Here is a 5,440-nt window from a genome sequence, read left to right on the forward strand (position 1 = left end):
CGAGCGCGCGCACGATGGCGTCGGCGCGCGCGAGCGCGGCGGCGTCGGCGGCGGCGACGGCGCCGCCCGGCGCCGCGACCGCCGCGATCAGGGGCCGGAGCGATTCCCAGGCGCCCTTGACGCAGTAGACGTGCGCGCCGTCGCGCTTGGCGATCCCGGCGGAGCGCCGGTGGCGGACGTCGAACGAAAAGCGGCGGACGACGGCGCGGTCGACGGATTCGAACGCGCCGCCGGCGGCGGCGTGGGCTTCGGCCACCGCCGCGTCGAGCGGATCGCCGGAAAACCCGCCGTCGGCGGCGCCGCCGCGCGCGACGCGATGGGCGTCGGAAGCGGCCAGCGCCAACGCCAGCGCCTCGACCCGCGCCGCGCCGGTCGGTTCCGCGCCGGCGACCGGGTCGGCCAAGCGCGCGACGCTCATCCGGTTCTGGGTCAGCGTGCCGGTCTTGTCGGTGCACACGACCTGCACGGCGCCGAGCGCCTCGACCGCGTTCAGCCCCTTGACCAGGACGTTGCGCCGCGCCATGCGCAGGCTGCCCATGGCGAGCGAAAGCGTGAACGTCGGCAACAGCCCTTCCGGCACGTTGGCGACGATGATCCCCATCATGAACACCAGGTTGGCCCACAGCGAGCGCCCGGCGAACACGCCGTAGACGAAGAACGCGACCCCGGTGACGACGGCGATCGCGGTCAGCACGCGGACCATTTGCGCGATTTCGCGTTCGAGCGGGGACGCTTTGCGCCGCACGTCGTGGGCGAGGGTCGCGATCTTGCCGAATTCGGTGCGGTGGCCGGTGGCGTAAATCACCGCGGTGCCCCGCCCCTGCCGCACCGTGCAGCCGGCGAAAAGCAGATTGGCGGATTCGTCATGCGCTCCGCGCGGCGCCGCGGTCAGGCGCACCGGGCGCGATTCGCCGGTCAAGGGCGCGTTGTTGACCACCAGGTCCTGGGTTTCGATGAGGCGGGCGTCGGCGGAAATGCGATCGCCTTCGGCGACCCGGATCACGTCGCCCGGCACCAGCCGTTCCGCCGCCACGATGTCCTCGCGTCCGGCGCGGACCACCGTCACCCGTTGCGGCAGGAGCTTGCGCAACTCCTCCATCGCCCGCTCGGCGCGGTATTCCTGGATGAACCCGAACACGCCGTTGAGCGCGGCGACGCCGAACAGCGCGAACCCGAGCACGTTCATGCTTTCGCCCGGCTGAAGGCGGTCGGCGACGAAGCAGAGCGCCGCCGCGATATAAAGCAGGATGGCGAAGAAGTTGGTGAACTGCCGCGACAGGCTGCCGAGCCATTGATACCGCCGGCGCATTTCGATGGCGTTGGGGCCGACTTCGCGCAGGCGCTCGGCGACCTCGGCCGCGTTCAGCCCCTCGGGCCGGGAATGCAGGACGTCGAAAACCTGCGCGACGGGGATATCGTGGATTTGGCCTCTCACCCGTCGCCTCCGCGATAGACGGCGACATCGCACGGCGCGTCGCGCAGGACCAATTCGAGCGGATCGCCGCGCAGCGCGCCGCCGGCGAGATGCCGCCGCGAGGCTTCCAACAGGATCAGTTGCGACTTGTGCCGGGTGGCCGCGATGATGGTTTCGTGCGCCCAATCGTCGGACACCGCCGTATCGACGCCGATACGCTCCGCGCCCAAGCCGGTGCGGGCGATCAATTCCGCCTCGACACCTTCAAGATAGCGCCAGCCCTTGGCCCGCAGCCGGGCGGCCTTGTCCGCGCCGAGGTGGCGGAACGCGGTCCGCCGCAAGACCGCGACGTGCAGCAGGTGAACGCGGTCGACGGCCGGCGCGAAGCGCGCGAGCAAATCCATGCCCGCGCCGAGCCCTCGGGGATCGCCCGCCGCCGGAAACAGGAAGCGCCGCGGCGCGCCGAGCAGTCCCGGCTGCACCACGCGGATCGCCGCCACCTCGAAACGGCGATGGCGGAGCAGCCGCTCGGACACGGTCCCGGCGAGATAGCCGCGCCCGCCGGCCCGCGCGCGCGCGCCGCACACCACGGCAACATCGGGGCCATTCCTGATCCGCGCCAGCAGATCGTGGAAAACATCGCCGCTCGACGGCACCACCGCGACGTCGACGGCGACATCGACCGCGATCGCGCGCCGTTCGATCCTTTCGATCTTCGCCCGGATGTCGTCGAGCGGAAACTCGCCGGTGGCGACGTGCAAAATGGCGAGACGGCGCGCGGGATCGTGCGCGGCCAGCGTCACCGCGTAGCCGGCGATCCAGTCGCCGTTGATGGAACCGTCGTAGGCGAGATAGATCATGGGGCGGGCGTTCCCGTGACGCGGCCGGGAAGGCGGTGCGACCACATGCCGCAACCGCGTATGACTAGACTAGCCGAATCCGCCCGCGCCGGGATTGATGATAGTCAACCGGCCGGCGCGCTAACCGACGATCCGCCCGTTCACCGGATATTTGGGATCGCTGTAGCCAGGGGTCGAAGGGTGGCCGGGAGGCACCAGCCGGTCGATCAGTTTTTCGTCGGCCGGCCCGAGCGCGCCCAGGTGGGCGAAGGCGCCGACGTATTCCTTCCATTGGGCGAAGGTGCGCGGCCCCGCCAGCACCGAGGTCACGATCCGGTTGGTGAGCACCCACAGCAGCGCGAACTGCCCCGCGGTCATGCCCTTCCGTTCCGCGTGCGCCTTGATCTGCTGCGCGGCGACGAGCGATTCCTTCCGGAATTCGGTCTGCATCATGCGCTCGTCCTTGCGCCCGGCGCGGGAGTCGGCGGCGGGCGCCTTGGCCGGGTCGTATTTTCCGGTCAGCACCCCGCGCGCGAGCGGGCTGTAGGGCACGACGCCGAGTCCGAAGTGGCGGCAGGCGGGAAGGATTTCCACCTCCGGCATGCGGTTCATGGCGTTGTAATAGGGCTGGAGCGCGACCGGCGCGGGCGCTCCTTGCGCCTCGGCGATCTTGACCGCCTCGACGATGCGCCAGGCGCGGAAGTTGGAAAGCCCCCAGTAACGCACCTTGCCGGCGCGGATCAGGTCGGCGACGGCGGCGACGGGTTCCGCCAGCGGCATCGATTCGTCGTCGAGGTGCAGATACCAGAGATCGACATGATCGGTGCCGAGCCGCTGGAGGCTTTCGTCGAGCGCCTGGACCAGCCAGCGCCGCGACAGGCCGCGGCGCAGCGGTGAATTGCCCATCGGGTTGCCGGCCTTGGTCGCCAGCACCCAGCCGTCGCGGTCGCGCGCGATCAGTTTGCCGACGATGCGTTCCGATTCGCCCTGTACGTAGGTGTCGGCGGTGTCGATGAAGTTGACCCCGGCGTCGCGGGCGTGGGCGACGATGCGGCCCGCTTCCTTGGCGTCGGTGCGGGCGCCGAACATCATGGTCCCGAGGCAGAGCGGCGACACCTCGAGGCCGCTTCGCCCCATGCGTACGAGCTTCATGTCGGATTCCGTTTCTATTTCTATTGGCCGGAGATGAACTTGGCGACGTGCTCGGCCGCCTCGTCGGCGATCAGGTCGCGGAAGAAATGATCGGCGCCGTCGACGGTCGCGATCTTGACGTTGGGCCCGGCCTTGCCCCGGAGGCGCTTCGGAATGTCGGGGGTGACGGTATCCATCGTGCCGACGACCACCAGAGTCGGCAGGCGCACGCGGCCGACCATGTCGAGGGATTGCATCAGGCCGTCGTCGCGGTAGTAGGAGAGAAAGGCGTTGGCGCTCGCCGACGCGCTCGGGCAGTTCATCAGGCGCACGTCGCGCATCAAGTCGTCGCCGCGCCCGGCCGCCGCGAGCTTCTCCGCCTCGGCCAATGTCTTTTGCAGCGAACCGGCCGGCGCGTCGCGGTAGCCGGCGACGCTCATTTCCTCCCAACTCGCCGGCGCGAGCAGGACCAGGCGCCTGATCGCCGGATCGGGCTTCTCCAGCATGTACCGCAGCGCCTGGTTGCCGCCGCGCGAATGGCCGAAGAGCGTGATGTCGCTTGCCCCTTGCGCCTTGAGATAGGCGACCCAGGCGGCGATCTCGGCGACCGCGTCGTGCTGGCGGTGGGTCTGCGGCTTGGCGCAATCGGCGGCGCCGCGCCGGTCGGAGACGTTGAGGCTCAAGGTCACCGCCAGGCTGGAGTGTCCCAGTTCCTGCAACGCCTTTTGCGCGTGCGCGATGGTATCCATGCGCCCGTGCATCATGGTGCCGTGCACCAGCAGGACCGCGCCGTCCTTCCAGGTCTTGCCCGGGGCGAGCGCCGAATAGCCGAGCAGCCCGAGCCCCTTCAGTTCGATCCGCGCCTCGGCCGCCCGCGACGCCGTCCACGGGGCGCACGCGACCACTATCGCCAAGGTTATCCACAACGCCGACCGAATCGCCCGCGACATTTTCGCCTCCCGGTTTGTTGCGGCGCCTTGCCGTTTGCCGACCGGAAGGATATTTCCGTCCCGGAACCGCCCCTTGCAAGCCGGAATCGCGCGTCGCGCCGGACCGGCCGGGTCCTGTTGTTGTTCGCCTATCGCAAACGGGGCAATATGCCGCGAAAATGAAGCTCTTTTTCCGCACGGCATCGCGACGCGGCCGGGGCGCGTTCGCCCTCGGCCGGCGGTCGGGACGCGCGGGCGAATCGTCGTGCGACGGCACGCCTGGCGGCGTGACGCGCGCATCACATGATGCGCCCCTACCGGGGCGCGCCGTCCTCCGGGCGGCGGCCGTGCTGCTCGTGCTCGCCATCGCCCCGCCGCTCGGCGCGCAGACGATCGAAACCGAACGGATGTTCGAGGCGGTGATGAAGGACGACCTCGCGGCCGTGAAGCGCCAGGTCGAGGCCGGCGCCGAAATCCGCTGGCGCAACCCGCGCGGATTGACCGCCGCCGAGTTCGCGGTCGAACTCGGCCATATCGAAATCGCCAATTATCTTCTCGCCGAGGAAAGAACCCGCGCGGGCGCGCCCGCGCGCGCCGTCGCCGACAAGGGCGCGCCCAAGGCGGCGAAAAAATCCGAACCGGCGCGCGCCCAGCGCCGGGACGAGGGCGAAGCGCGAACCGCGCCCGGCACGGCCGCGCCGGAAGGGCCGCCCCGCGCGCAGCGGAGCCCGCAAACCGTGATCGAACGGCTGGCCAACCTCATGCGCGCGGACGAACCCGGATCGGGGGCCGAACCGCCGCGCGCGGAGAGCGAAACGGCGCCCTCGCCGCCCCCCGCCCCCGGCGCGCCCGCCGCGCCCGCCGCTCAAGATTCCCCCGGCGACGACCTGTCCCCGGCGGAGCGCATCGCCGAGCGCGTGCGCGAACGGCTGGAAGCCGAGAAAAAATCGCGGGCGAAGGCCGCCGAACCGACCGAAGAGCGGCGCCCGCAACGCGCGCACGTTCATCGAATGGCTGGCCGATACCATGGCCGGGCGCGCGCCGCGCGAAACCACGCGCCCGCGCATGCCCGAGGAATTGGCCGCGGCCGAAGACGCGCGCGCGCGCGAACCGCCGCCGCCCGATCG

The 5,440-nt window shown here is 70.6% G+C and carries 5 protein-coding genes; 1 reads left to right on the forward strand and 4 read right to left on the reverse strand.

Annotated elements, in window-relative coordinates; translation table 11 throughout:
- From FJ311_15690 to FJ311_15705, 4 genes are all read right to left on the reverse strand, one after another.
- A partial coding sequence (locus FJ311_15690) for a cation-transporting P-type ATPase (GenBank protein ID MBM3952876.1) occupies positions 1-1,600 on the reverse strand: 1,600 nt, incomplete at its 3' end.
- Positions 1,432-2,274, reverse strand: a complete 843-nt coding sequence (locus FJ311_15695) for a hypothetical protein (GenBank protein ID MBM3952877.1) — start codon at positions 2,272-2,274, stop codon at positions 1,432-1,434. The genes FJ311_15690 and FJ311_15695, both read right to left, overlap by 169 nt.
- 120 nt (positions 2,275-2,394) lie before the next feature.
- The gene (locus FJ311_15700) at positions 2,395-3,405 is read right to left on the reverse strand and encodes an aldo/keto reductase (GenBank protein ID MBM3952878.1); all 1,011 of its coding nucleotides are present in this window, start codon (positions 3,403-3,405) and stop codon (positions 2,395-2,397) included.
- Between the two features lie 20 nt (positions 3,406-3,425).
- Positions 3,426-4,613 carry an alpha/beta hydrolase gene (locus FJ311_15705; GenBank protein MBM3952879.1) on the reverse strand — a complete coding sequence of 396 codons (1,188 nt, stop codon included), beginning with the start codon at positions 4,611-4,613 and terminating at the stop codon, positions 3,426-3,428.
- On the opposite strand from FJ311_15705, the gene FJ311_15710 reads away from it, so the two are divergent.
- A partial coding sequence (locus FJ311_15710; protein MBM3952880.1) for a hypothetical protein occupies positions 4,601-5,440 on the forward strand: 840 nt, incomplete at its 3' end. The two genes, FJ311_15705 and FJ311_15710, sit on opposite strands and share 13 nt — an antisense overlap.

The sequence above is a fragment of the Rhodospirillales bacterium genome (assembly GCA_016872535.1).
Taxonomy (GTDB): Bacteria; Pseudomonadota; Alphaproteobacteria; order Rhodospirillales; family 2-12-FULL-67-15; genus 2-12-FULL-67-15.

Bases quoted from the DNA above. Each gene is read 5' to 3' on its own strand.
- FJ311_15695 (MBM3952877.1), bottom strand. From the start codon at position 2,274: ATGATCTATCTCGCCTACGACGGTTCCATCAACGGCGACTGGATCGCC.
- FJ311_15700 (MBM3952878.1), bottom strand. From the start codon at position 3,405: ATGAAGCTCGTACGCATGGGGCGAAGCGGCCTCGAGGTGTCGCCGCTC.
- FJ311_15705 (MBM3952879.1), bottom strand. From the start codon at position 4,613: ATGCGCGCGTCACGCCGCCAGGCGTGCCGTCGCACGACGATTCGCCCG.